The sequence below is a fragment of the Virgibacillus sp. DJP39 genome (assembly GCF_049310925.1).
Lineage (GTDB): Bacteria > Bacillota > Bacilli > Bacillales > Amphibacillaceae > Virgibacillus_F.
In genome coordinates, this window is the sequence record NZ_JBMERP010000204.1 from 1 (window position 1) to 614 (window position 614).

The window sequence follows — 614 nt, forward strand, 5'->3', positions numbered from 1 at the left end:
GTCATTGACCGTTTTCATGTTGCCCGGGATGTTCAGCGATTATTTCGGGATCATTCGAGATACCGCCCCATTCGAAAGAAACTAGCAAACTATGACTGGAAAGGCTTCATGGTGGAGTTAAATAGTGCCGTTGGCACCCTTGAAAATGAAAAGAAAGAAGAACGTTTGGAAGAACTAATTGCCCAACTTTCTCAATATCCAGAGGCGCTAGGAGATTACCGCGAAAAATTAAAAGGGAAAGGCATAGATACAACAAAATTTCGTCCGATGGGAAGTGCGGAGGGAACAATGAGCGTATTCGCCAAACGCCTCAAAAATGGACGTAGTTGGAGTAATATAGGGATTGATAAATTCATTGATGTGATGGTCGCACTTAAAGATAATTTGGAAATTAAAACGCTACAAGGAATACTTGAACAGTCGCTGGAAGTAACTCAGCAAAATGATGACACAAAACCCCCGAAACACTTTGTTGAGAAGCTGAAAGAAAGCGCTGCAGAAGCAACACGTAATAATCTGGGTTATCTAAAGCAAGCTATAGGAAGACCAATTACAGACGCTTTAAAAGGATTACGAGGAATTTAAAAAAGTAAAAAAGCACCAACGTATAAAAT

At 40.2% G+C, this 614-nt stretch carries 1 protein-coding gene; it reads left to right on the forward strand.

Annotation, left to right across the window (positions count from 1 at the left end):
* Positions 1-585: UPF0236 family transposase-like protein (locus ACOI1D_RS21815; protein WP_422504305.1), on the forward strand; the 585-nt coding region annotated here is incomplete at its 5' end.
* Positions 586-614 lie beyond the last annotated feature (29 nt).